A 23,427-nucleotide genomic window follows, 5' to 3' on the forward strand; every position below is an offset into this window, starting at 1 on the left:
GCCTTGGCATCGCCAAACAAGCATTCGATCCCCCAGCGTCGCCGATAGAGCTGGAGCGCACGTTTGGGTTTGGCGGTGTTGGTCATGACGATCAACCATTCGCCGCTGGCCAATCGCTTGGCTGCCAGCTTCACGGTCAATGCCGTATCGGGCAGGACGAGATCGAGTGTGTGGATGGTCCGCCGCGCCCGCTTGTTGCGCAGCAGGCTCTCGATCGACCACGGTCGTCCGTCCGGGAGGCTCATGGTCAGTTCGGATCGGACCCGGATGGCAAACGGGATCTCGGCTTCAATGAGAAACTTGAACCACGCGGCGCCAATGAACTCGCGCTCGGCGAGCAGGAACTCGATCGATCCAGGCTCGAACAAAGCCAGGTACTGCTTGAGGAGTGCGATCCGCTGAGCCGTGTTGCTGTTGCCCTGGTTATGTAGCACTGTCCAGAACAGAGGCACACGGAAGCGACGGGTAACGATGGCGAGCATCAGGATGTTGACATCGTGCCGGCCAATCTTCCCGTTCGTGCGATCGAGCGCCAGGCACTTGGGGCGAGCCAGGTTGAGCATGCGGACGACGAGCGCGGCGATGACAGCCTGATCGAGGCGGACATGCTGGGAGAAGCGTTGCAGGCGGCGATACTTCGACGTGTAGCAGGCTGATCCGCGACAGTGGCTGGCGATGTGAGTGAGATTGACGCTTCGGCCGTGGATCAGCGCGATGATCAGGGTGCCAAGGGTCTCGAGACGGGATTTTCTGAGAACAAGATGGGTCGATAGGCTCGTTACCAGGGTGGTGCGCAGGCAGCAGGACATCGGAGGATCCTCTTGGCGGAGAATCCTTCAGTCCACCACAGCGTACCGCCCACAACCAGGGCATCAACCGTAGCTGTACCAGCCTCGCAGACGCCATTGTCGTGTACCGTGGGCGCTGATGATATTGATCGCCTCCGGTTCGACGAAGACTTGTCGCGTCGCAATTTGAACGGCAATGCTTTCCGGTGTGAAGCCTTGGGCGACCCGGGCGATGGTCTCCGGCCCGTAATCACGGGCATTGCTCTCGTGCAACGCAGAAAGGACGACACGGCTGATCTCCCCCGCATCGTCCATCGTCGCCAGGCGTATGTCGTCCACCATCGCCCCCCTCCCCCGGCACCGCGCACCGGGGGAGGGCCGCTTGCCGTCTAGAACACCGCCTGCCCCATGAGCACCGCCGCGATCACGATCACCACCGCGATCACCAGGAACAGCCCGAAGAGCAGCCGCGCGATGCCGCGGGCGCCTGAGGCGACGTTGGTGAAGCCGAGCGCACCGGCCACCAGCGAGATCACGAAGAAGATGATCGCCCATTTCAACATCGCGGAAGGCCCCCCGGTCACGACGAAAAGTCGGGAGGGTAACCGGCACCGCCACGCTTCGTTCCGGATGGTCCACACCCTTTGCCGCACCCGGCTTCGCTACGCGGTCCTGCGCCGTTCGTCCGCATTGCCCCGAGGGACGCCCGCGCGCTACACCCGCGTCATGGCGATCGGTCTCCTCACCCGGCTGGCGCAGCCCGGCCACTTCATGCGCTGGTCCGGGGCTCTCCTGCCCTGGGTGGCGGGCCTCGCGGTCGTGCTGCTGGCGGTCGGCCAGTACCTGACCTGGTTCGTGGTCCCGCCCGACTACCAGCAGGGCGAGACGGTGCGGATCATGTACATCCACGTGCCGGCGGCCTGGATGGCGGTGTTCTTCTACGGCGCCATGGCGGTCTCGGCCCTCGGCACCCTGATCTGGCGCCATCCGCTGGCCGACGTGGCGCAGCGCGCCGCCGCCCCGATCGGGGCCGCCTTCACGCTGATCTGCCTCGTCACCGGCTCGCTCTGGGGCAAGCCGATGTGGGGCACCTACTGGGTCTGGGACGCGCGCCTGACCTCGATGCTGGTGCTGTTCCTGATCTATTGCGGGCTGCTCGCCCTGTGGCGCACCATCGAGGACCCGAACCGGGCCGCCCGGGCCGTCGCGATCCTGACGCTGGTCGGCGCTATCAACCTGCCGATCATCAAGTTCTCGGTGAACTGGTGGTCGACCCTGCACCAGCCGGCCTCGATCCTGCGGATGGGCGGGCCGACCATCTACGCGAGCATGCTCTATCCGCTCCTCGTCATGATCGCCGCCGCCTCGGTGCTCGGCATCGCGCTCCACCTCCAGGCGATGCGCACCGAGATCCTGCGCCGGCGCGTGCGCACGCTCACGATCCTCGAAGCCGAACGGCTCGACGCCGCCCTGATGGCCCCGCAGGCGGCCTGACCATGGATCTCGGACCTCACGCCCCCTTCATCCTCGGCGCCTACGGGTTCACCGTCCTGGTGATCCTCGCGCTCGTCGCCCACGCGATCCTCGACCGGCGGGCGCAGGAGCGGGCGCTCGCCCGGCTCGCACAGGAACCTCCGCGGGGCCGCCGGTGAGCGACGCCCCCGTGCATCCGGTCCGGGACGGCGCCGGCCAAGCCGGCCCAGGCGAGGAGTCCGAGGCGGCGCCGCGCCGCTCGCGGCTGCTGTTCCTGCTGCCGCTCCTCGCCTTCGCAGGCCTGGCCGGCATCTTCCTCGGCAAGCTGCTCACCACCGGCTACGACCCCTCCGCCGTGCCCTCGGCCCTGATCGGCCGCCAGGTGCCCGACTTCACCCTGTCGGGGGTGGCGGGCCTGACCGACGCCGGCGCCCCGGTGCCGGGCCTGAATGCCGCCGACTTCAAGGGCAAGGTGACGGTCCTGAACGTCTGGGCCTCGTGGTGCGCCCCGTGCCAGGTCGAGCACCCGATGCTGGTGCGGCTCGCCCGCGACGGGGTGAACCTCGTCGGCATCGACTACAAGGACCAGCCCGAGAACGGCCGCCGCTTCCTCGGCCGCCACGGCAACCCGTTCAAGGCCGTCGGCGCCGACGAGACCGGCCGCGTCGGCATCGATCTCGGGGTCTACGGCGTGCCCGAGACCTTCGTGATCGGACCGGACGGGCGCATCCGCGAGAAGCTGGTCGGGATCCTCACGCCCGAGAACTACGACGCGTTCCTGGCACGGGTGCGGGCGCTGAAATAGAGGGCGAGGGCTTGAGCCTCGCCCTCTATCGCGGACGCTTCAGGCGTCCGGGTTAGGGGGCGCTGCGTGCCCCCCCTACTTCGGCAGCGCGTAGATGTTCACCTCCAGCGCCTCGTCGGACGGGCTCGCCAGCGGGGTCAGGTACTCCTCCACGAAGGCGTCCTGGACGATGATGCCCTTGGCGTCGAGATAGGCCGTCACGGTCTCGTAGGTCTGGTCGATGCCCTCGTAGGGCCCCTTGTGGGTGAAGCGCAGGGCCTTGCCGCTCGGGGTGGCGCCGAAGCGCAGGTCGTCCGGCAGGCCGGCGGGGCGCGGGTTCGGGGCGGCCTCGATCGGCACCATCACCTCGTACTGGAAGCCGTCGTCGTCGGTGCGGGTGAAGACCGAGAGCGGCTTGCCGGTCGCCGTGATGCCTGCTTGGGCGAGCGCCGCCTCGACCTTGGCGATCGCGTCCTTGAGGCTCGGCACCGCCTGGTCCCACTTCGCGGTGCCGGACAGGATCGCGGCCGGCTTGGCCGGCAGCGTCACCTCGTCGACATCGGAGGGATCGCCCGGATTGGCGACGAGCGGCACGCGTCCGGCGGTCGGCGGCACCGGGGTCGAGGGCGGCAGCGCCTTCTCGGGCGCCGGCGGGGTCGGCGCCTGGTTGGCCCCGGGTCCCGGTCCGGGAGCCGTGGTGGTCGGCAGCGGGGTAGATTGCGCGGGCGACGGCGTGCTGGCCGGGGGCGCTGCGGGTGACGGCGCGGGGGCCGGGGCCGGCTGCTGCGCCGGGGCGGGTGTTCCGCAGGCCAGGGCGGCCGCGAGGCCGATCGCGATCGTCGGAAGGCGGGTCTTCATCACGGGCGGAGCGCTCCGGGCGGCTTCAGCGTGGGCCGGCATCGCCGGACGTGTCGAACGCGTCAAGCGCAAAGCCGTTGCAGCCTCATCGCGGATGCGTGAGCGCGAGGGGTCCGTCGAGAAGGCCATCCCGCGCCCGCCGCTCGCCTGCGGGCCGGTTCTGGTCCATACACCGCCGCATCCCCACCTGAGCCGTGCCTGACCGGAGAAGCCTGCCCGTGTCCCCCCTCGCCCATCGCCGCTTCCTGAAGATGAACGGCCTCGGCAACGAGATCGTGGTGCTGGACCTACGCGGCAGCGACGCCCGGGTGCAGCCGGACGAGGCGCGCGCCATCGCGGCCGATCCCGCCTCGCGCTTCGACCAGATGATGGTGCTGCACGATCCCGTGACCCCGGGCACCGACGCCTATGTCCGGATCTACAACACCGACGGCTCGGAGGCCGGCGCCTGCGGCAACGGCACCCGCTGCGTCGCCTGGGCGATGATGGACGACCCCGTGATGGCGCGTCCGGTTCCGGACGACCGCCTGACCCTCGAGACCCGCCCCGGCCTGCTCGAGGTCGTGCGCGTCTCGCCCGTGGATTTCACCGTGGACATGGGGGCGCCGCGCCTGAAGTGGGACGAGATCCCGCTCGCCGAGCCGTTCCCCGATACCCGCCGCATCGAGTTGCAGATCGGGCCGATCGACGATCCCGTCCTGCACTCGCCGGGTGCGGTCAGCATGGGCAACCCGCACGCGGTGTTCTTCGTCGAGCGCGACCCCGACGCCTACGACCTCGGCCGGATCGGCCCGCTGCTCGAATCGCACCCGATCTTCCCCGACCGGGCCAACATCTCGCTGGCGCAGGTGATCGACCGCGGCCACATCCGCCTGCGGGTCTGGGAGCGCGGCGCCGGCCTGACCCGGGCCTGCGGCACCGCCGCCTGCGCCGCCCTCGTCGCGGCGTCGCGCCTGCGCCTCACCGACCGCGAGGCGACCGTGACGCTGCCGGGCGGAGACCTGCGCATCGACTGGGGCGAGGACGACCACGTCCGCATGACCGGCCCGACCGAGCTGGAGCACGAGGGGACCTTCGCGGCCTCGCTGTTCGGGGCGGCGTGATGTCGGTCGAGGTCCTGAGCTTCGGCTGCCGCCTCAACGCCGCCGAATCGGAGACGATGCGCCGGCAGGCCGAAGCGGCCGGCCGCACCGATCTCCTCCTCGTCAATACCTGCGCGGTCACCGTCGAGGCCGGGCGCCAGGCCCGCAAGGCGATCCGCGGCGCGGCACGGGCGAACCCGGCGGCGCGGGTGGTGGTGACGGGCTGCGGCGCCCAGGTCGAGACCACGGCCTACGCCGCCATGCCCGAGGTGGCCGAGATCCTCGGCAACCGCCGCAAGCTCGATCCCGCAATCTGGGCCGCGCCCTCCCCCGAGCGGGTCCGGATCGACGACGTGATGGCGCCGAGGCCCGACCCGCTGCCGGAGGCCGCACCCATGCGGGCGCGCACCCGCGCCTTCCTGCCGGTGCAGAACGGCTGCGACCATCGCTGCACCTTCTGCGTCATCCCGTTCGGCCGCGGCAACTCGCGCTCGGTGCCGCTGGCGGACGCCGTGGCGCAGGTCCGTGCCCTGGTGGCCTGCGGTACCCGCGAGGTGGTGCTGACCGGCGTCGACCTCACGGCCTATGGCCGCGACCTCGGGGACCTCACCCTCGGGATCCTGGTGCGGGCGATCCTGCGCGAGGTCCCCGGCCTCGACCGCCTGCGCCTGTCCTCGATCGATTCCGTCGAGGCCGATCCGGCGCTGGTCGCGGCCTTCGCCGAGGAGCCGCGGCTGATGCCGCATCTTCACCTTTCGCTCCAGGCCGGCGACGACCTGATCCTCAAGCGCATGAAGCGCCGGCACGGCCGCGACGACGCGATCCGGTTCTGCTCCGAGATCCGGCAACTCCGCCCCGACGCGGTGTTCGGCGCCGACCTGATCGCCGGCTTCCCGACCGAGACCGAGGCGCAGTTCGCCCGCTCCCTCGCCCTCGTCGAGGAATGCGGCCTCGCCCAGCTCCACGTCTTCCCCTACTCGCCCCGCCCCGGCACGCCGGCGGCCCGGATGCCGCAGGTCGCCTCGGGCGAGATCCGCGACCGCGCCGCCCGCCTGCGCGAGGCCGGTGCCGCCGCCTTCGCCCGCCGCCTCGACCGCGAGGTCGGCGAGACCCGCCGGGTGCTGGCCGAGCGCGGCGGCATCGGGCGGACGGAGGGTTTTTTGCCGGTGCGGCTGCCGGAGTGGGTGGAGGCGGGGGCGTTGGTCGACCTGCGGATCGCCGGGCATGACGGGCGGGAGCTGCGAGCGGCCTAGAAGCGCCGACGGGTGGACCTTCCGACCTCCTCGTCATCCTGGGCCCCGGCGCAGCTGGGAACCCGGAGGGTGTCAGAAGCGTCGGGCAGAATCTTCTCGCCGTCATCTCCGGATCACTCCGGCGAGTCGGCCATCCCGCACGCCCGCAACCCCTCCCGCATGTGCCCCGGTGCCGGCGCCTCGACGGTGATCGCCGGCTTCTTCGGGTAGAGCGGCAGCGTCAGGGCGCGGGCGTGCAGCTGCAGCCCCGGCCCGCCCTGGCGCGGGGCGCTGCCGTAGATCGGGTCGCCCAGGATCGACCAGCCCATCGCCGCGCAGTGGACCCGGAGCTGGTGGGTGCGCCCGGTCACCGGGTTCAGCGCCAGCCAGGTCCGCCCGGAGGCCGGATCGCGCCCCATCACCCGCCAGCGCGTCAGGGACGGGTCGCCCGTCGGATCGGTCTTCATCCACCAGCTGCGGGGGTCGTCGGAGCGGCGCGCGAGGGGCAGGTCGATCTCGCCCGCCTCCTCGGCGGGACCGCCCTCGACCAGCGCCCAGTAGGTCTTGCCCGCGCGCCCCTGCGCGAACAGGGCGTTCAGCCGGGCCAGCGCCTTGGCGTGGCGGCCGAGCGCCAGGCAGCCGGACGTGTCGCGGTCGAGGCGGTGGGCGGCCTCGGGCCGGCGCGGCAGGCCGAAGCGCAGGGCGTCGAGGTGCTGGGTCAGCGTCTCGCCGCCCTTCGGCCCGGGATGGACCGGCAAACCCGCCGGCTTGTCGATGACGAGCACCAGGGCATCGCGGTAGAGGAGCCGCGAGAGTATGTCGTCAACGATCATGGGCCTGTCGCTAAGGGCGGCGGATGTGGGCGAAGTTCGGGGCAGGCCGCCCTAGATCGTCCGCAGGGCCGGGAGCAAGTGCGGATGAGTGAGACCAAACAGCCGGGCTGGTTCGGCCGACTGTTCGGCCGGAAGGCCGAGACGCCGACGGAGACCCCTGTCGAGACGCCCGCCACGGCGCCCGGGGAGGCTCCGGCCGGGGGCGCCGAGCCCGACCCCGCCGGGACGATGCCGACCGAGCCGACCGGCACCCTGTCGGAGGGCGTGCCCGACTTCACCACCGCCGCCGACGAGATCCTTCCGGCCCCCCCGACCGTGACCGAGGCCTCGCCCGAGACCGCGCCGGAGCAGGACCTGCCCGACGAGCTCGCCGGGGCCGATCTCGAGCCCGTCGAGGAGGTGCAGCCCGAAGGCGCGGTGCCGCCGGCGCCCGAGCCCGAGCCTCACGAGCCGGAGCCCGAACCCGTCCCGGTCGCGGAGCCCGTCGCTGAGATCGCCGAGGAGCCTGCACCCGAGGAGGCCCCGCTGCAGATCTTCCAGCCCCCGGCTCAAGCGCCGGAGGCGGAGGAGCGGCGCGGCTGGTGGAGCCGGCTGACCGGCGGCCTCAAGCGCACCTCCTCGGCCCTGTCCGACCGTGTCACCGGGCTGTTCACCAAGCGCAAGCTCGACGCCGACACCCTGGAAGAGCTGGAGGACGCGCTGATCCAGGCCGATTTCGGCCTAGATACCGCCGCGCGGATCGCGGAAGCGGTCGGCAAGGGCCGCTACGAGAAGGGCATCGCCCCCGACGAGGTGCGGGCGATCCTGGCGACCGAGGTCGAGCGCGCCCTCGATCCGGTCGCCCGGCCCCTCGTCATCGACACGACGAAGAACCCGTTCGTGATCCTGATGATCGGCGTCAACGGCGCCGGCAAGACCACGACGATCGGCAAGCTGACCCAGAAATTCCGGGCGCAGGGGCACAGCGTCATGCTGGCCGCCGGCGACACCTTCCGGGCCGCGGCGATCGAGCAGCTGCGGGTCTGGGGCGAGCGCACCGGCGCGCCGGTGGTGGCGCGCGCGCAAGGCTCGGACGCCGCCGGCCTCGCCTTCGACGCGCTCCAGGCGGCGCGCGACGCCGGCACCGACATCCTGATGATCGACACCGCCGGCCGGCTGCAGAACAAGGCCGGGCTGATGGCCGAGCTGGAGAAGGTGATCCGGGTCATCCGCAAGCTCGACGAGGACGCGCCCCACGCCGTGCTCCTCGTCCTCGACGCCACGGTGGGCCAGAATGCGCTGAGCCAGGTCGAGATCTTCCAGAAGGCCGCCGGGGTCACCGGCCTGGTGATGACCAAGCTCGACGGCACGGCGCGGGGCGGCATCCTGGTGGCGCTCGCCGCCAAGTTCGGCCTGCCGGTCCACTTCATCGGCGTCGGCGAGGGCGTCGACGACCTGGAGCCCTTCGCGGCGCGGGACTTCGCCCGGGCGATCGCGGGTCTCGACAAGGGCTGACGGGAGCGGGGGACCGTCCCCCGCTCACTCCGCGCAATACGCCGCCATCCCTTCCGCCAGCGCGTCGAACGCCACCCGGCAGCGGCGCGAGGCGCGCAGGTCCTCGTGCATCGCCACGAAGGTCGGCAGCTCCCAGACGATCTCCGGCAGGACTCGGACCAGGTCCGGGTCGCGGGCGGCGAGGCCGGTGTGGCAGGCGCCGAGGCCGAACCCGGCCCGGAGCGCGGCGAGCTGGGCCAGCGTGCTGTCGCTGCGCCAGGCGAAGCCGACCCCGGCCAGGGCGGGGGCACTGCGCATCATCGCCCGCAGGAACGGCGTCTCGGTGTCGAAGCCGATGACGCTGTGCCGGGCGAGATCCGCCGGAGCCTCCGGCACGCCGCGCCGTTCGAGGTAACGGCGGTGACCGTAGAGGCCGAGACGGACCGTGCCGACCCGTCGTGCCACCAGCGCGCCCTGCGTCGGCGCCGCCATGCGCACCGCGATGTCGGCGTCGCGCCGCAGCAGGTCCTGCATCCGGTCGGAGAGCGCCACGTCGAGGGCGAGGCCGGGATGGCGGCCGTGAAGCGCGGCCAGGATCGGCGGCAGCACCTCGGCGCCAACGACCTCGGAAGCGGTGATCCGGACCCGCCCCGACAGCCCCTCCGCGTCCGCCGTCACCGCCCGGCGCAGGGCCTCCGCCGTCGCCCGCAGGGATCGCGCGAAGGGCGCCAGCGTCAGGGCGGCCTCGGTCGGCGCGAGGCCGGCGGGCGAGCGGGTGAACAGGGCGACCCCGAGCGCCCGTTCGAGTGTCGCGACCTGCCGGCCGAGGGTCGGCTGCGTCAGGCCGAGCGCCCGCGCTGCGCCGGAGAGCGAGCCCTCCTCCAGCACGGCGAGCGCGGCGCGGTAATGATCCCAGCTCGGTTCGGTCATACGGTTTCGTTTAGCCGATCGTCGCCGTTCGGCAATTTCCAGGGTGCCGGCGCCCTGGCACATCTCCCCCGTCCCCCGATGAGGAGAGCGCGATGACGACGAGGACGGCCCTGGTTCTGGGCGCGACGGGTGGAATCGGCGGCGCGGTGGCGCGGCGCCTCCGGCAGGAGGGCTGGACGGTGCGGGCCCTGCACCGCGATCCCGACCGGGCGGCGCGAGGAGGGCCGGACGGGCTCGACTGGGTGCGCGGCGACGCGATGGTGCCCGCCGACGTGATCGCGGCCGCCGCCGGGACGTCGCTCCTCGTCCACGCGGTCAATCCGCCCGGCTACCGCGACTGGGACCGGCTGGTGCTGCCGATGCTCGACGCCTCGATCGCGGCGGCGAAGGGCGCGGAGGCCCGCCTGCTCCTGCCCGGCAACGTCTACGTCTACGGCCGCGACGCCGGCCCGAGCCCGGGCGCCGACGCGCCCCAGACGCCCCGGACCGCCAAGGGCCGCATCCGCATCGCCATGGAGGCGCGGCTGCGCGCGTCCGGCGTGCGCAGCCTGGTCGTGCGGGCCGGCGACTTCTTCGGGCCGCGCACCAGCGCCAATTCCTGGTTCTCCTCGGCGCTGGTGCGGCCGGGACGGCCGGTGCGGCGGGTGCTCGATCCCGGCACGCCGGGGATCGGCCACCAATGGGCCTACCTGCCCGACGTGGCCGAGACGATGGTGCGGCTCGCCGGGCGCGAGGCCGAGTTGCCGCGCTTCTCCGCCTTCAACATGGACGGCCACTGGGACCCGGACGGCCGGCAGATGATCGCGGCGATCGCCCGCGCGGTCGGCGATGTCCCGGTGTGGCGCTTTCCCTGGATGCTCCTGCCGCTGGCCGCGCCGGTCTGGCCGCTGGCCCGGGAGATCCGAGAGATGCGCTATCTCTGGCAGGAGCCCGTGCGGATGAGCAATGCGGGGCTGGTGGAGTTCCTGGGAGCCGAGCCGCACACGCCCCTCGACGCGGCGGTGCGGGAGACGCTCGCCGGGCTCGGATGCCTGGCGGAGCGGCCCCGAGCCGAAGCGGCACATTGCTGACCCTCGCCCTTCGTCCGCTCGCCCTTCCCCACGATCCCGTGCAGGATGGCGGACTAACCGGGAGAGCCGCGTCGGGATGGGATCGCTCAGGGTCAGGTTCGGCCTGCTGGTGGGAAGCGCGGCCGCCCTCGTGGTGCTGGCCGCGATCGGCCTCTACGCGACGCTGCACACCGCCGAGCGCACCCTCGACGCGACCCTCGACGCGCAGGTGCGCCTGGAGCTGATCGCCGAACTGTCCGGGCGGCTGACCGAGTTCGGCCTCGCGGCGATCGAGGCGGTGAGCGACAATCCGGGCCGGCCCGAGCGCCTCGCCAATGCCCGCAACGAGGTCGACCGGGCGCTCAACGCCGTCGACGACGGCCTCAGCCGGGCCGTCGCCGGGGCCGGCGGCGTCCTCGACCGCACGCAATACACGGCGCGGGCCCGGCCGCTGGCCCGCCTGCGGGCCGCCCGCGCCATGCTCGACCGGCAGGTGGCGCAGATCCAGCGCGAGCCCGACCCCGCCCGGCGCGCCGACGCGATCCGCGGCGCGCTCAACGCCTTCGGGGCGGTGACCGGCCAGCCCCTCACCTTCCTGGTCGAGGCCGAGCGCCGGGCGGTCGAGGCCTCCTCGGCCGAGGTCCGCACGCTGGCCGGCCGGATGCGCGGCGTCGCGGTGGCGGCGGCCGTGCTGATCGTGCTGCTGCTCGTCCTGCTGCACCAGGGCCTGACCCGGCCGATCCTGCGCCGGATCGAGGCGATCCGGGCGGGTGCCGCCGCCATCGGCCGCGGCGAGCTGGACACCCGCCTGCCGGTGGCGAGCCGCGACGAGCTCGGCCTCCTGGTCGCCAGCTTCAACCGCATGGCGGCGCGGCTGAAGCGGCGCGAGGCGCGGGTCGCCGCCGACCGGGCGGCCTTGGAGGAGACCGTCGCCCGCGCCACCGCCGACCTGCGCGGCGCCAATGCCCGGCTGGAGGAGATCGACGCCTCGCGCCGGCGCTTCTTCGCCGATGTCAGCCACGAGCTGCGCACGCCGCTCACCGTGATCCTCGGCGAGTGCGACCTCGCCGCCCGCTCGCCCGGCACGCCGGATGCGTTCCGCCCGGTCATCGCCACCATCCGCAACCGCGCCCTGCGGCTGCACCGCCGCGTCGGCGACATGCTGCGGGTGGCACGCTCGGAATCCGGCCAGATCGCCCTCGAGCTGCGCCCGGTCGGCCTCGCGGGCATCCTGGCCGAGGCGGTGGAGAGCTGCGCGCCGGAGGCCCGGCGCCGCCGCATCAGTCTGGAGCTGGAGCCGAGCGCCGCCGACGTCGAGGTTCTGGCCGATGCCGAGTGGCTGCGCCAGATCGTCGAGGGGCTGATCGACAACGCGCTGCGCCACGCGGCCGGCGCCACCCGGGTCGGCGTTGGCTTCTCACCGCGCGGCCACGGTGCCGCCGTCACGGTGACCGATGACGGCCCCGGCTTCCCGCCGGAGGCCGAGCGCCTGTTCGAGCGGTTCCGGCGCGGCGACGGGCCGGGCCCGGCGGCCGGATTCGGCATCGGGCTCGCTCTGGCGCGCTGGGTCGTCGAGCGCCATGATGGGACGATCCGCCTGGACTCCGGGGGCGCGGGTGACCGAAAGTCCGGCGCCCGGGTGACGCTGGAACTCCCCGGCGAGGACATGAGGGAGGATGCGGCATGGGATGCGGCGGGGGACGCGGCATGAGCCGGCGACGAGACGGACGCCGATGACCAACGTGCTCATCGTCGAGGATGACGGCGACATCCGCGCCATGCTGGCCCGGGGCCTGAGCGCCGAGGGTTTCGACATCGACCTCGCGGGCGGCGTCGACGAGGCGCTCGCCGCCGCCCGCGAGCGGGTGCCGGAAGCGGTGCTGCTCGACAACATGCTGCCGGACGGCTCGGGCCACGACGTGTGCCGCAGCTTGCGCGAGGGCGGCTATCCGGGGGCGATCCTGTTCCTGAGCGCCAAGGACGAGGTCGGCGACCGGGTCGACGGCCTGGCGGTCGGCGCCGACGACTACATCGTCAAGCCGTTCGCGTTCGACGAGCTGCTCGCCCGCCTGCGCGTCCATCTGCAGCGGCGCCGCGCCGCCGGCGAGGCCCGCACCCTGGTCACCGCCGGGCGCCTCTCGCTCGACCTCGCGACGCGGCAGGTCCGCTTCGGCGACGTCACCGCGCGGCTGACCCAGCGCGAGGCCGAGCTTCTGGCGATCCTGATGGAGCAGGCGAGCCGCCCGGTCGCCCGCGGCGACATCTTCGACAAGCTTTGGGCAAGCCAGGGCGGCCTCTCCCTCAACGTCGTCGACGTCTATGTCGGCTACCTGCGCACCAAGCTCGCCGACATCGTCCGGGCCGGCGGCCCGAGCCTCGTCACGGTGCGCGGCCGCGGCTTCATGCTCGACCTGCACGAGGCGGGATTTCGTCAGTGACGAAATTATTTTGGGCGCAATCGATGCTGGCTAACTCCTCAGGAATCCTGCACAATAAGACCGGTCTGAGAATGTGCGTCCCCACCGCATCGGAGGTTTCGGCAAAATAGCGCTTGCACTCCGGGCCCTGATTGCCGATATATCCCGTGTGACAGAAACCACTGTCATTCCAACGTCTTAAGAACCTCTTAGAGGTTTCGGCAAGCCCAGGAGAAACGCCATGAAGTGGTCGATGCCCGTCGTCGCCGAGGTCTGTGTCGGCATGGAAGTCACGTCCTACGAGTCCGCCGAGATCGATCCCTTCAACTAAGGGCTCGCACGGTTTGCGCCTCCGGCGGCTCGCCGCCGGATGGCGCTCGGTCGAGACACCACCAGAATTCCGGCCGCCACGAGCCGGACCGTCCGCCGAAGTCGAAGGAGGAACCTCATGAAGTGGTCGATGCCCGTCGTCGCCGAGATCTGCGTCGGCATGGAAGTCACGTCCTACGAGTCCGCCGAGATCGATCCCTTCAACTGACGGGGTCGCACCCAGATCATGCAGGCCATCGTTCTGGGTTCCGGCGCGGGCGGGGGCGTGCCGCAGTGGAACTGCCGCTGCCCGATCTGCGCCATGGCCCGGGCGGGCGACCGCCGGGTCCTGGCCCGCACCCAGTCGAGCCTCGCGGTCTCCGCCGACGGCGACCACTGGCTCCTGGTGAACGCCTCGCCGGATATCCGCCAGCAACTCTCCGAGACGCCCGCCCTCCATCCGCGCGAGGGCCTGCGCCACTCGCCGATCCGGGCGGTGCTGCTCACCAACGGCGACGTGGATCACGTCGCGGGGCTGCTCACCTTGCGCGAGGGCCAGCCCTTCCGCCTCCACGCCACGCGCGGCATCCTCGATTCGATCGCGGATAACCGCGTCTTCGACGTGATGGCACGGGGCGTCGTCGAGCGGGCCGAGATCGCTCTGAACGAGGCCTTCTCGCCGGTGCCGGGACTCACCGTGACCTTGTTCCCGGTCCCCGGCAAGGTGCCGCTCTGGCTCGAGGACGGTACGCCGGAGATCGGCGCCGAGACCGAGAGCACGGTCGGCGCGATGATCGAGGCCGGGGGCAAGCGCCTCGCCTACGTGCCGGGCTGCGCCCGGGTCACCGACGGCCTGAAGGACCGCGTCGCGGGGGTCGATGCGCTCCTGTTCGACGGCACGGTGCTCGCCGACGACGACATGATCCGCGCCGGGGTCGGTACCAAGACCGGCTGGCGCATGGGCCACGTGCCGATGACCGGCGAGGACGGCTCGGTGGCGGCCCTCGCCGAGGTACCGATCGGGCGGCGGGTCTTCGTCCACATCAACAACACCAACCCGGTGCTCGTCGAGGGCTCCGACGAGCGCCGCGGCATCGAGGCGGCGGGGTGGATCGTGGCGCAGGACGGGCTGACGCTGGCCCTGTGACGCCAGCCTCCGCATCGACGGGAAAGGCGCGGAGTCTCTCCGCGGTACCTCGGGCACTTTGGTCGCCCTTGACCGGCTCCCGCCGCGGAGCAATCTCCCCGGCTCGGCCGCCGAGCGAGAAACCGGAACACCAAGAAGCCCAGCCAGGACGCCATGACCGCCGCTTCCCTCGCCCTCCTGTCCAGTCCCGTCGAGCCCGCCGGCCGCCTGCTCTCGCCCGACGAGCTCGAGGCGGCGCTCCGCGACATCGGGGCGCGGCGCTATCACAACCTGCATCCGTTCCACCGCCTGCTCCATGACGGCAAGCTCGACAAGGACCAGGTCCGGGCCTGGGCGCTCAACCGCTACTATTACCAGGCGATGATCCCGGTGAAGGACGCCACCCTGCTGGCCCGCCTGCCGGACGCGGCGCTCCGCCGGATCTGGCGCCAGCGCATCGTCGACCATGACGGCGACCACGAGGGCGACGGCGGCATCGAGCGCTGGCTCAAGCTCGCCGAGGGCGTCGGCTTCGATCGCGATTACGTCCTCTCGACGACGGGCATCCTCTCGGCGACCCGCTTTTCGGTCGAGGCCTACGTGCATTTCGTCGGCCAGCGCTCGCTCCTCGAGGCCGTCGCCTCCTCGCTCACCGAGATGTTCTCGCCGACCATCATCTCCGAGCGCGTGGCCGGGATGCTGAAGAACTACGATTTCATCACCCGCGAGACCTTGGCCTATTTCGACAAGCGCCTGACCCAGGCGCCGCGGGACGCGGATTTCGCCCTCGACTACGTCAAGCGCCACGCCACCACGCCCGAGCTGCAGGCCCAGGCCCTCGCCGCCCTCCGCTTCAAGTGCAGCGTGCTGTGGACCCAGCTCGACGCGCTCTACTTCGCATACGTGGCGCCCGGGATGATTCCGCCGGATGCCTGGCGGCCCGGCGAAGGCCTGCGGGCCGATTTCGTCGGGAGCCCCGCATGAGCCTGACCCCCGACAGCGTGCCGCGCCTGCCCCGGGGCGTGCGCCTGCGCCACGACACGGTGCGCGACGCCCACGTGCTGCTGGCGCCCGAGCGCACCTTCGACCTCGACCAGAATGCCGTCGCGGTCCTCAGCCTCGTCGACGGCAGCCGCAGCATCCGGGCCATCGCCGAGGCGCTGGCCCTGCAATACGAGGTCGATCGCGGCGTCATCGAGCCCGACGTCATCGCCATGCTGGACGGCCTGCTGCTGAAGCGCGTGCTGGAGACCGTGCCGGCGGCGTGACGCCCGGGAGAGACCGAGCCGAGAAGAGGCCATCATGAACGCCGTCACTCCTGCGGGCCCTCCTGCCGGCCCCCCGGCCCTGCCGGCCCCGATCGGGCTCCTCGCCGAGCTGACCCATCGCTGCCCCCTGCGCTGCCCGTACTGCTCGAACCCGCTCGAGCTCGACCGGCGCTCGGCCGAGCTCGACACCGCGACCTGGCAGCGGGTGCTCTCCGAGGCGGCGGGCCTGGGTGTCCTGCACGTCCACCTGTCGGGCGGCGAGCCGACGGCGCGGCAGGACATCGTCGAGATCACCCGCACCTGTGCCGAACTCGGCCTCTACTCGAACCTGATCACCTCCGGGGTGGCGGGCGCGCTCGACAAGCTCGACGCGCTCTCCGATGTCGGCCTCGACCACGTGCAGCTCTCGGTCCAGGCGGTCGAGGCGGCCAATGCCGAACGCATCGGCGGCCTCAAGAACGCGCAACCGCAGAAATTCGCCTTCGCCGAGCGGGTGACGGCGCTCGGTCTGCCGCTGACCCTGAACGCCGTGATCCACCGCGGCAACATCGCCGAGGTGCCGGCACTGATCGATCTCGCGGTCCGCCTCGGCGCCAAGCGCCTGGAAGTGGCCCACACCCAGTATTACGGCTGGGCCTACGTCAACCGCGCGGCCCTGATGCCGGCGAAAGCCGATGTCGACCGCTCGATCCGCACCGTCGAGGAGGCGCGCGAGCGGCTGAAGGGCCAGCTCGTCATCGATCTCGTGGTGCCGGATTACTACGCCAAGTATCCGAAGGCCTGCGCCGGCGGCTGGGGCCGGCGGCTGATGAACGTCACGCCCACCGGCAAGGTGCTGCCCTGCCACGCCGCCGAGACGATCCCGGGCCTCGAATTCTGGCACGTCCAGGACCACGCGCTCGGCGCGATCTGGGCCGACTCGCCGGCCTTCCTGGCCTATCGCGGCACCGAATGGATGCAGGAGCCCTGCCGCTCCTGCGACCGGCGCGAGAAGGATTGGGGCGGCTGCCGCTGCCAGGCCCTGGCTCTCGCCGGGGACGCCGCGGCCACCGATCCGGCCTGCTCGCTGTCGCCGCTGCACGGCAAGGTCCAGGCCCTGGCGATCGCCGAATCGGCGCTTGAGACCGCGCCCGACTACCAGTACCGCACCATCGGCGGCGCGCCGCGCGTCGCCACGCCCGAGGGAGCGCCCGTGTGAGACGCCTCGTCCTGGTTGCCGCCGTCACCGCCGCCCTCGCGGGTCCGGTTTCGGCCGAAGAGACGCCGACCGCCACCAAGCTCCTGTTCGAGACCAATCAGCTCGCCAACGTCCCGCCGGGCCGGCCGCTCAGCTACCGCTACACCCGCTTCAGCGGCATCGACGGCGCGCCGTTCGGCCCGCCGGTCGAGGACCGCATCCGCGAGGAGGTGGCGCCGGGCCCGAATCCCGAGACCCGCAACCTCAAGGTCGAGATGTTCTCCGGCGAGCGCCGGATGCCGACGGCGTCCTACGAGGACATGCCGGGCAATCCGGTCCTGGTGCGTTTCCTCGAGCACCACCTCGACGACCTCGCCAAGGTGCTCAAGGGCAACCCGCGCTACATCAAGAACGCCATCCGGCGCGCCTTGCGCGAGACCGCGACCGTGACCCCGACCGAGGTCGAGGTCGACGGGGCGAAGAAGCCGGGCTGGCGCGTGGTGGCGCGGCCCTTCGTCGACGATCCGATCCGCGACCGCCTGCGCGGCTTCGACAGCCTGACCTACACTTTCGTGGTCTCCCCCGCCGTGCCTGGCCAGATCGTCTCGATCGACGCCAAGGCGACGAATCCGGAGGGCGGCATCCTGCTGCAGGAAACCCTGACCCATGAACCGACTGCTGGTTAAGGCGGCGCTCGCCGCCGGCATGGTGCTCGCGGCGGGCCTCGCCGCCGCGCGGGCCGACGACAACGACTATCCCACCGAGGCCCGGGCCGATTACGTCTTCGGCTGCATGGCGGCGAACGGCCAGACCCGCGAGGCGCTGACGAAATGCGCCTGCTCGATCGACGCGATCGCGGCGATTCTGCCCTACGACAAATATGTCCGGGCCTCGACGATCCTGGGGATGCGCCAGGGCATCGGCCAGCGCGCCAACGAGTTCCGCTCGACCAAGATGTTCGACGACCAGGTGGCCGAGCTGCGGCGCGCCCAGGCCGAGGCGGAGATCCGCTGCTACCGGCCGAGCGCGAACTGATCCCGCGCGGCCCTCAGGCCGCCTCGGCGGGGGAGCGCTTCCGCCCGCCCCGCTTGGCCTTAGCGCCCCCGGTCGGCCCGGCGCGGCACCGCGCCGAGGGTGATCGTTACAGTTTGAGGGCTTTTCGAAGAGACTTGTGCGTCAGATCAGTGATCTCGCCGCGCTGATCCACGTACAGGCCGGCCTCGTTGAAGACCGGATCCGAACGGTCCCAGTCGATGAGATAGGCATCGGCATCACCGGTCACGGTCTTGACACGACGTGTCAGGCCGCCCCACACGCCGCGCAGCTCGTGCGGGGCGGCGCCGACCGCGGCGGCGACATCCTTCACTTGAAAGTAACGGGTGTCGCTGCGCGCGATCGCCTCGATGGCCGCCCTCGTCCTGTCGCCACATCCGTCGATGAACCGCCGGGCCTGTCGCGGCGTCAGGTCGGCGAAACCTTCGTCGTCTGGAGAGCTGTCCCCCGTGGGGTCGTTGCCGGTTCCGGAACCCGTCCCGGTCTCGCCTTCATCGCCCGGACCATCCCGATGTCCCAGGACGAATGCGATGACCATCTCCCGAACGTCGTTCGGCATGCGCAGCAAAGTCGAGGAGGAAATGAAAACGCCGTCCGTGCTCATGCGGGCGCCCTGTCTTCAGTGAGACGCGATGATCTAGCATCGTCGATGACGATGCATAATCAATCTTTATGTTTCAACACGATATTATGAAAATCACATTCCTGCTCATGAAAAGATGAATGCCGGAAAAGTGCAATGATATCGGCCGAACTGTCCGATCAAGATTTTGCTGATTTCATCTTGGGGCTCGATGCGGCTGGCAAAATGTCCACCGGCGCGACGGACGTCCCGCGATGTTGCGCGCCGCTCCGGAGCCGGCCACTCTGCCGACGGGCAACGGAAGGGGATGAGATTATGGCACGGATCCGCAGCGCAGCTCTTCTGTCGGGTCTCCTCCTCGGTCTCAGCCCGGCCATAGCCGACGACCTCTCCCTCTGGTCGCTCTACGACCGAACCCTCCGCTCGGCGAAATACATCGACCTCACCCACGCCTTCGCGCCGGTCCAGCCCGTCTGGCCCGGCTTTGCCGGCGCCCGGTTCAAGCCGGCTAGGGCCGGCCGCACGCTGGAAGGGTTCGCCAAGGAAGGCGACGTCTTCACCTACGAGACCCACGGCTTCGTCGCGACGGCCTACGACCTGCCGACCGACCAGTACGGCACCCAGCTCGACCCGCCGGCGCACTGGAACCCGCGAGGCGCCACGATCAGCGACCTGCCGGCGACCTACACCCTGCGGCCGCTCGCGGTGATCGACATCTCCCCGAAGGCCGCCCGCGACGAGGGCTACCACCTTCAGGTCGCCGACATCGCGGCTTACGAGGAGACACACGGCCGCATCCCGGCCGGCGCCGTGGTGATGGTGCGCTCGGACTGGTCCAAGCGCTGGGCCGAGCCCGAGCGGTTCCGGCAGAAGCCGTTCCCGGGCGTGAGCCTCGCGGCGCTGCAATTCCTGCACCTCGAGCGCAAGATCCTGTTCCACGGCCACGAGCCGCTCGACACCGACACGACGCCGAACCTCGAAGGAGAGGCCTGGCTGATGCACAACAACTTCGCGCAGGCCGAGGGGGTGGCGAATCTCGACCAGGTGCCGGAAGCCGGCGCCCTGATCGCGATCGGCTTCGCCAAGCCCCTCGGCGGCACCGGGGGCTTCGCCCGCTACGTCGCCATCGCGCCGGCCTCGTGGCCGCACGGGGTCAGCGTCGAGGCGGTGCCGGGCGCGCCGCTGCCGCTCCAGCCTGCGCCGCTGCGGCGCGACGCGGATGGGGTGATGCGGCCGATGGAGCGGTGAGGAGATCCCGATCACGATGCAGGGCCGCCTCTCCGTCGCTGATCGACCATCACCGGATCGCCAGAACCTCGGGCGCCTGCTGAACGACGCCCTGGAGCGACCCGATCCCGACTGCGAAGCTGTGCAGCGCCCGGACCTCGAACTCGGGCTCGGCCCTGCCGGCGGGCCTGGGCTTACCGGTCGGAGCCGGACGTCGCGGTGATCGATGAAGATCCGGTGGCCGGGCGCCGCTTCGTCGACTGCGCCTACCTCCCGGCCGAGGCGGTGTCAGGCACCGACGACGAGCCGGTGCTTCCGGACGGGCTGCCGAGGATCGACGCCAAAACCCGGCTCTACCGGACGCACGAGTCCTGCCGGTTAATCCTAATCGTCGAGCGAAACCGCATCGAGGTCACGGTCCGGGAGCGCGGCCGGACGGGTGGACGGTGTGGCGCCTGCGCGAACCGGATGCTGGACCGGACTTGCCGGCCTTCGGGCTCCAATGCCCGGTCGGAGCGCTCTATACCGGCACGCACCTGCGGCCGCGCCGGCGGCTCGCGTGACGGTTGGTCCCCTCCCGCGAACGGATCACCCGCCGACGGCGCTGCACAATTCGACCAGCACGCCGTCCTCGTCCCGCACATAGGCGACGGTCTGGCCCCAGGGCTTCGTGACCGGTTCCGCCACCGCGATCGCCCCCGCCGCCACGGCTCTGGCGAAGGCCGCCGGGACGTCCTCGGCGATCAGCCCCACCTCGAAGCCCGCCGGTGCCTCGGCGCGGCGGTTGAGTCGGAAGCCCGGGCAGGTCTGGCCGACGAACCCCTCCTCCGCGAAGGCCAGCGCCGTGCCTCCGGTCTCCAGCTCGGCATACTGCCCGCTCTCGTGGACGAAGCGGGGCGCCAGCCCGAACGCGCATCCGTAGAATGCGACGCTCGCCGTCACGTCCGGAACGTAGAGGATCACGTAGCCGAGCCGCATCTCTAAAATCGTCCCCGGTGGCGCTTGCGCCGTCAGGTACCACCCCCCGCCGGGAATGTCTGTGTGAACACCCGCCCCTCGGTGTCCTTGGCCGCCACCGTCACCGGCTCGCCATGGCCCGCATAGGTGAAACGGAAGGTGGGATCCTCGCTGATCGAGATGCCGCCGGTCATCGAGAAGAGCGGCGTCTCGCCCTGGCGCACGCTCAGGGATTCGACGAACCAGGCCGGGGTGTAGAGCCGGGTCATCTGGTCCATCTGCAGGCCGGAATAGTTCGGATGGCGCACCTGGACCTGGGCCTCGCCGCGATCGGCGAAGGCCCGGAAGCGCATCTCGCCGAGATGGGCCTTGGCCTCGGCCGGGTCCTTGACCGCCGGCGCCGAGCAGCCGCCCGCCGCCTTGACGTAGGCCTTGGTCATGTAGAGCCCGCCATCCTCGGTCTCGGCGATGGCGCGGATGTAGGAATAGGAATTCACCCGGATGCGGGTGGAGAGGTCGAAGCGGCTCCGGCCTTGCGCGAAGCGGATCGTGCCGACCACCGGCGAGGGATTCTCGTCCACCACCAGGGTCAGGCTCTTCACCCGGCGGGCATCGCCCTCGGGCAGCGTGATATGGAGGGTCACCGGCACGATGGCGGCGTCCTCGGCGCGCTTGGGCGCCTCCAGGCTGACGAGCCCGGCCCCGTCGCGGATCGGCTTGTCGCCGAGGATCGTCGGGCGCAACTCGGCCCAGGTCGTCTCGGGGCGCTCGTCCTGGGCCGCAGCCGGCCCGGCCAGGGCCGCGACGATCGCAAGGCTCGACAGGACCCGGCCCGCCGACGATTGCCACCAAGACGCCTGCCCCAACGACACTCTCATGGCGCACTCCCGGATGCGGGCCCCGACGGGCCTCTCTCGCGTCTCCGACCAATGTAGAGGAGAGGTCCGCCTGACGCCAGGATAAGTCCCTGAGCGCACGCGGTTTCGAGGCTCGTCTCGCCGGATGGTGATCGCCCTCGCCGCCGTTGCGCGCCGGCCCCCGCCGGCCTATCCCGGAGCGTCGCCGCAAGGATCGTCACCCGTGTCTGCACTCGCCGCCCTGCTGCCGGATCTCGGCCGCCGCACCCTGGTGATGGGCATCCTGAACGTCACCCCGGATTCGTTCTCGGATGGCGGCCGCTTCCAGGACCTCGATGCGGCCCGTGCCCAGGCCGCCCGCCTGGTCGAGGAGGGCGCGGCTCTCCTCGATATCGGCGGCGAGTCGACGCGGCCCGGCCACACGCCGGTCCCGGCCGAGGAGGAGCAGGCCAGGGTGCTGCCGGCGATCCGCCTGCTCGGCCCCGCCCTCCCCGTCCCGATCTCGATCGACACCTACAAGGCCTCGACCGCCGACGCGGCGCTGAAGGCGGGAGCCCGCATCGTCAACGACGTCTGGGGCCTGCAGCGGGATCCGGAGATCGCGGTCGTCGCCGCCCATCACGGCGCGCCGGTGATGGTGATGCACAACCGCGAGACCGTCGATCCGAGCCTCGACATCGTGGACGAGATGCGGGCCTTCTTCGAGCGCTCGCTGACCATCGCGCGTCGGGCCGGCATCCCCGACCGCGACATCGTGCTCGATCCCGGGATCGGCTTCGGCAAGAGCTGGGAACAGCACCTCGAAGCCCTGCGGCGCCTGCCCGAATTGCGTGCGCTGGGCTTCCCGCTCCTCGTCGGCGTGTCGCGCAAGTCGGTACTCGGGCGCATCCACAACGCCGCGACCGCCCCTGCCGACCGGCTGTTCGGCTCGATCGCCGCCCATGTGGCGGCGGCCGTGCTCGGGGCCGACATCGTGCGCGCCCACGACGTGCGCCCCCATGTCGAGGCCTGCCAGGTGGTCGACGCGATCACGCGCCCCGCCGCCCGTACCGGAGCCTGATCCGTTGGACCGCATCCTGATCCACCGCCTCGCGGTCTTTGCCCGGCACGGGGTCCTGCCGGAGGAGGAGGTGCTGGGCCAGCGCTTCTACCTCTCGCTGGAGGCCCGCCTCGACCTGCGCGAGGCCGGCACCCGCGACGACATCGCCGCCACGGTGAGCTACGCCGACCTCGCCGGCCTCGCCCACCGCATCGCCACCGAGCGCCGCTTCCGGCTGATCGAGGCCCTGGCCGAGACCATCGCCACGGAGGCCCTCGACGCCTTCCCGGCGCTCGCCGGCCTCACCGTGCGGATCGACAAGCCGGGCGCGCCGGTGCCCCTGGTGCTCGACGGCGTCGCGGTCGAGATCACGAGGACCCGCCGTGGTTGAGATCCCTTCGGCGGAGGCCTATCTGGGGCTGGGCAGCAATCTCGGCGACAAGGCCGCGATGCTCGACGCCGCGATCGCGGCGCTCGCCGCCACCCCCGGCCTCGCCGTGACGGCCCGGTCGCGGAACTACCGCACGCCGCCCTGGGGCGACACCGACCAGGATTGGTTCCTCAACGCCGCGATCGGCATCGACACGAGCCTGTCGCCCCACGCCCTGCTGGAGGCCTGCCTCGCCGCGGAGACCCGCCTCGGCCGGGTGCGCGAGCGCCGCTGGGGCCCGCGGGTGATCGACATCGACGTGCTGCATTATGCCGGCGCCACGGTGAGCGACGAGCGCCTGGTGCTGCCTCACCGCTTCCTGCGCGAGCGCGCCTTCGTGCTGGTGCCGCTCGCCGAGATCGCGCCGGATCTGGTGATCGGCGGGGAGACGGTGACCGAGGCGCTGGGGCGGCTCGACCGGAGCGGGATCGAGCCGGTGGAGGGGGAGGCCTGACGCGGGTCACCGGTGATCCGAGGCAGGC

The 23,427-nt window shown here is 71.4% G+C and carries 30 protein-coding genes; 21 read left to right on the plus strand and 9 right to left on the minus strand.

What is annotated here, in order from left to right; genetic code table 11:
- From G4G93_RS12995 to G4G93_RS13005, 3 genes are all read right to left on the minus strand, one after another.
- Positions 1-809: transposase (locus G4G93_RS12995; RefSeq protein ID WP_165084847.1), on the minus strand; the 809-nt coding region annotated here is incomplete at its 3' end.
- A 63-nt stretch (positions 810-872) separates the two neighbouring features.
- On the minus strand, positions 873-1,130 hold the full coding sequence (locus tag G4G93_RS13000; RefSeq protein WP_165084848.1) for a hypothetical protein: 258 nt from the start codon (positions 1,128-1,130) through the stop codon (positions 873-875).
- Between the two features lie 47 nt (positions 1,131-1,177).
- Positions 1,178-1,351, minus strand: a complete 174-nt coding sequence (locus G4G93_RS13005; protein ID WP_093564380.1) for a DUF1328 domain-containing protein — start codon at positions 1,349-1,351, stop codon at positions 1,178-1,180.
- Between the two features lie 163 nt (positions 1,352-1,514).
- Between G4G93_RS13005 and G4G93_RS13010 the strand changes: the two genes are divergently transcribed.
- Genes G4G93_RS13010 through G4G93_RS13020 form a run of 3 tightly spaced genes read left to right on the plus strand, consistent with a single transcriptional unit; the run spans position 1,515 to position 3,066 of the window.
- Positions 1,515-2,282: a heme ABC transporter permease gene (locus G4G93_RS13010; RefSeq protein WP_165084849.1), complete on the plus strand. Its 768-nt coding sequence runs from the start codon at positions 1,515-1,517 to the stop codon at positions 2,280-2,282.
- A 2-nt stretch (positions 2,283-2,284) separates the two neighbouring features.
- Positions 2,285-2,440, plus strand: a complete 156-nt coding sequence (gene ccmD, locus G4G93_RS13015) for a heme exporter protein CcmD (protein ID WP_165084850.1) — start codon at positions 2,285-2,287, stop codon at positions 2,438-2,440.
- 11 nt (positions 2,441-2,451) lie between these two features.
- A complete protein-coding gene (locus G4G93_RS13020) occupies positions 2,452-3,066 on the plus strand; it encodes a DsbE family thiol:disulfide interchange protein (RefSeq protein WP_165085064.1) in 615 nt (204 codons plus the stop codon).
- Positions 3,067-3,141: 75 nt separating this feature from the next.
- Here the strand turns inward: G4G93_RS13020 and G4G93_RS13025 are convergent, their stop codons facing one another.
- The gene (locus G4G93_RS13025; RefSeq protein ID WP_246736743.1) at positions 3,142-3,903 is read right to left on the minus strand and encodes a GyrI-like domain-containing protein; all 762 of its coding nucleotides are present in this window, start codon (positions 3,901-3,903) and stop codon (positions 3,142-3,144) included.
- A gap of 218 nt (positions 3,904-4,121) precedes the next feature.
- Here G4G93_RS13025 and dapF point away from each other — a divergent pair, with 218 nt between their 5' ends.
- Together dapF and mtaB are read left to right on the plus strand one after the other, a co-directional pair.
- Positions 4,122-5,006: a diaminopimelate epimerase gene (gene dapF / locus G4G93_RS13030; RefSeq protein ID WP_165084852.1), complete on the plus strand. Its 885-nt coding sequence runs from the start codon at positions 4,122-4,124 to the stop codon at positions 5,004-5,006.
- Positions 5,006-6,238, plus strand: coding sequence for a tRNA (N(6)-L-threonylcarbamoyladenosine(37)-C(2))-methylthiotransferase MtaB (gene mtaB, locus G4G93_RS13035; RefSeq protein WP_165084853.1), 1,233 nt, complete (start codon positions 5,006-5,008; stop codon positions 6,236-6,238). Before dapF ends, mtaB begins: the two co-directional genes overlap by 1 nt.
- A 113-nt stretch (positions 6,239-6,351) precedes the next feature.
- Here mtaB and G4G93_RS13040 read toward each other — a convergent pair whose 3' ends face one another.
- Positions 6,352-7,050, minus strand: coding sequence for an RluA family pseudouridine synthase (locus G4G93_RS13040; RefSeq protein WP_165084854.1), 699 nt, complete (start codon positions 7,048-7,050; stop codon positions 6,352-6,354).
- A gap of 84 nt (positions 7,051-7,134) precedes the next feature.
- Here G4G93_RS13040 and ftsY point away from each other — a divergent pair, with 84 nt between their 5' ends.
- Positions 7,135-8,544 (plus strand): signal recognition particle-docking protein FtsY, encoded by a 1,410-nt coding sequence (gene ftsY, locus G4G93_RS13045; protein ID WP_165084855.1) that lies wholly within the window; start codon positions 7,135-7,137, stop codon positions 8,542-8,544.
- A 24-nt stretch (positions 8,545-8,568) separates the two neighbouring features.
- On the opposite strand, the gene G4G93_RS13050 is transcribed toward ftsY, so the two are convergent.
- Entirely contained in the window at positions 8,569-9,453 is an 885-nt protein-coding gene (locus G4G93_RS13050) for a LysR family transcriptional regulator (RefSeq protein WP_165084856.1), read from the minus strand.
- 92 nt (positions 9,454-9,545) lie between these two features.
- On the opposite strand from G4G93_RS13050, the gene G4G93_RS13055 reads away from it, so the two are divergent.
- The 11 genes from G4G93_RS13055 to G4G93_RS13105 all read left to right on the plus strand — a co-directional run bounded on the left by G4G93_RS13055 (position 9,546) and on the right by G4G93_RS13105 (position 17,834).
- Complete coding sequence (locus G4G93_RS13055; protein ID WP_165084857.1) at positions 9,546-10,523, plus strand: NAD(P)H-binding protein; 978 nt, start codon at positions 9,546-9,548, stop codon at positions 10,521-10,523.
- A 76-nt stretch (positions 10,524-10,599) separates the two neighbouring features.
- The gene (locus tag G4G93_RS13060; protein WP_165084858.1) at positions 10,600-12,213 is read left to right on the plus strand and encodes an ATP-binding protein; all 1,614 of its coding nucleotides are present in this window, start codon (positions 10,600-10,602) and stop codon (positions 12,211-12,213) included.
- 22 nt (positions 12,214-12,235) lie between these two features.
- Positions 12,236-12,940 (plus strand): response regulator transcription factor, encoded by a 705-nt coding sequence (locus G4G93_RS13065; RefSeq protein ID WP_165084859.1) that lies wholly within the window; start codon positions 12,236-12,238, stop codon positions 12,938-12,940.
- A gap of 220 nt (positions 12,941-13,160) precedes the next feature.
- Positions 13,161-13,250, plus strand: coding sequence for a pyrroloquinoline quinone precursor peptide PqqA (pqqA, locus tag G4G93_RS13070; protein ID WP_048426854.1), 90 nt, complete (start codon positions 13,161-13,163; stop codon positions 13,248-13,250).
- Between the two features lie 117 nt (positions 13,251-13,367).
- Positions 13,368-13,457, plus strand: a complete 90-nt coding sequence (gene pqqA, locus G4G93_RS13075) for a pyrroloquinoline quinone precursor peptide PqqA (protein ID WP_048436488.1) — start codon at positions 13,368-13,370, stop codon at positions 13,455-13,457.
- A gap of 18 nt (positions 13,458-13,475) precedes the next feature.
- The gene (pqqB, locus tag G4G93_RS13080) at positions 13,476-14,375 is read left to right on the plus strand and encodes a pyrroloquinoline quinone biosynthesis protein PqqB (RefSeq protein WP_165084860.1); all 900 of its coding nucleotides are present in this window, start codon (positions 13,476-13,478) and stop codon (positions 14,373-14,375) included.
- A 153-nt stretch (positions 14,376-14,528) separates the two neighbouring features.
- Positions 14,529-15,338, plus strand: a complete 810-nt coding sequence (gene pqqC / locus G4G93_RS13085; protein WP_165084861.1) for a pyrroloquinoline-quinone synthase PqqC — start codon at positions 14,529-14,531, stop codon at positions 15,336-15,338.
- The gene (pqqD, locus tag G4G93_RS13090; RefSeq protein ID WP_165084862.1) at positions 15,335-15,622 is read left to right on the plus strand and encodes a pyrroloquinoline quinone biosynthesis peptide chaperone PqqD; all 288 of its coding nucleotides are present in this window, start codon (positions 15,335-15,337) and stop codon (positions 15,620-15,622) included. Before pqqC ends, pqqD begins: the two co-directional genes overlap by 4 nt.
- Positions 15,623-15,656: 34 nt before the next feature.
- Positions 15,657-16,820: a pyrroloquinoline quinone biosynthesis protein PqqE gene (gene pqqE, locus G4G93_RS13095; protein WP_165084863.1), complete on the plus strand. Its 1,164-nt coding sequence runs from the start codon at positions 15,657-15,659 to the stop codon at positions 16,818-16,820.
- Positions 16,817-17,485 carry a hypothetical protein gene (locus tag G4G93_RS13100; protein ID WP_165084864.1) on the plus strand — a complete coding sequence of 223 codons (669 nt, stop codon included), beginning with the start codon at positions 16,817-16,819 and terminating at the stop codon, positions 17,483-17,485. The genes pqqE and G4G93_RS13100 overlap by 4 nt, the downstream gene beginning before the upstream one ends.
- Complete coding sequence (locus G4G93_RS13105; protein WP_165084865.1) at positions 17,466-17,834, plus strand: hypothetical protein; 369 nt, start codon at positions 17,466-17,468, stop codon at positions 17,832-17,834. The genes G4G93_RS13100 and G4G93_RS13105 overlap by 20 nt, the downstream gene beginning before the upstream one ends.
- 106 nt (positions 17,835-17,940) lie before the next feature.
- Here the strand turns inward: G4G93_RS13105 and G4G93_RS13110 are convergent, their stop codons facing one another.
- On the minus strand, positions 17,941-18,456 hold the full coding sequence (locus G4G93_RS13110; protein WP_165084866.1) for a hypothetical protein: 516 nt from the start codon (positions 18,454-18,456) through the stop codon (positions 17,941-17,943).
- Positions 18,457-18,750: 294 nt separating this feature from the next.
- On the opposite strand from G4G93_RS13110, the gene G4G93_RS13115 reads away from it, so the two are divergent.
- On the plus strand, positions 18,751-19,683 hold the full coding sequence (locus tag G4G93_RS13115) for a cyclase family protein (protein ID WP_165084867.1): 933 nt from the start codon (positions 18,751-18,753) through the stop codon (positions 19,681-19,683).
- A 567-nt stretch (positions 19,684-20,250) separates the two neighbouring features.
- Here G4G93_RS13115 and G4G93_RS13120 read toward each other — a convergent pair.
- Both G4G93_RS13120 and G4G93_RS13125 read right to left on the minus strand, forming a co-directional pair.
- Positions 20,251-20,640, minus strand: coding sequence for a VOC family protein (locus G4G93_RS13120; protein ID WP_165084868.1), 390 nt, complete (start codon positions 20,638-20,640; stop codon positions 20,251-20,253).
- Between the two features lie 32 nt (positions 20,641-20,672).
- Positions 20,673-21,497, minus strand: a complete 825-nt coding sequence (locus G4G93_RS13125) for a quinoprotein dehydrogenase-associated SoxYZ-like carrier (RefSeq protein WP_246736744.1) — start codon at positions 21,495-21,497, stop codon at positions 20,673-20,675.
- Positions 21,498-21,750: 253 nt separating this feature from the next.
- On the opposite strand from G4G93_RS13125, the gene folP reads away from it, so the two are divergent.
- From folP to folK, 3 genes are read left to right on the plus strand one after another with little or no spacing between them, the layout of a single operon-like run.
- Complete coding sequence (gene folP / locus G4G93_RS13130; protein ID WP_246736764.1) at positions 21,751-22,536, plus strand: dihydropteroate synthase; 786 nt, start codon at positions 21,751-21,753, stop codon at positions 22,534-22,536.
- Positions 22,537-22,540: 4 nt separating this feature from the next.
- On the plus strand, positions 22,541-22,906 hold the full coding sequence (gene folB, locus G4G93_RS13135; protein ID WP_246736745.1) for a dihydroneopterin aldolase: 366 nt from the start codon (positions 22,541-22,543) through the stop codon (positions 22,904-22,906).
- A complete protein-coding gene (gene folK / locus G4G93_RS13140; protein WP_312891961.1) occupies positions 22,899-23,399 on the plus strand; it encodes a 2-amino-4-hydroxy-6-hydroxymethyldihydropteridine diphosphokinase in 501 nt (166 codons plus the stop codon). The genes folB and folK overlap by 8 nt, the downstream gene beginning before the upstream one ends.
- The last annotated feature ends 28 nt before the right edge of the window (positions 23,400-23,427 follow it).

Source organism: Methylobacterium sp. DB0501 (assembly GCF_011043735.1).
In the GTDB taxonomy this organism is placed as follows: Bacteria; Pseudomonadota; Alphaproteobacteria; order Rhizobiales; family Beijerinckiaceae; genus Methylobacterium; species Methylobacterium alsaeris.